Origin of the sequence: Pseudomonas sp. Pseusp11 (assembly GCF_047304405.1) — a bacterium.
Lineage (GTDB): Bacteria > Pseudomonadota > Gammaproteobacteria > Pseudomonadales > Pseudomonadaceae > Aquipseudomonas.
Genome location: NZ_JBGLZF010000119.1, coordinates 1 through 247, shown reverse-complemented (window position 1 = coordinate 247; position 247 = coordinate 1). Strand labels below are relative to the sequence as shown.

Sequence of the window (247 nt, the reverse complement as noted above, 5' to 3'; positions counted from 1 at the left end):
CCGCAGCTCATGGCCACGGACCTGGGAGCTACACGCGGAGATGGCGTGTTCGAATCACTCCTGGCTGTCCAGGGCCGGCCCCGGAAAGTCCAGGCACACCTGAACAGGCTGGCCGGTTCTGCAGCAGCTTTGGACCTGACGCTGCCCGATCAGGACGCCTGGCGGCGGGCCATCGAAACGGCCATCACGGAATTCCGCAGCACCCACCCTGCGCCCACGCCTGAGGAGGACGAGGTTGTGGTCAAAC

The 247-nt window shown here is 66.0% G+C and carries 1 protein-coding gene; it reads left to right on the top strand.

Features of this window, described 5'->3' with window-relative positions:
* Window positions 1–45: 45 nt before the first annotated feature.
* Window positions 46–247 (top strand): aminotransferase class IV (locus tag ACCC96_RS30395; RefSeq protein WP_413697755.1); only part of this gene is annotated, 202 nt, incomplete at its 3' end.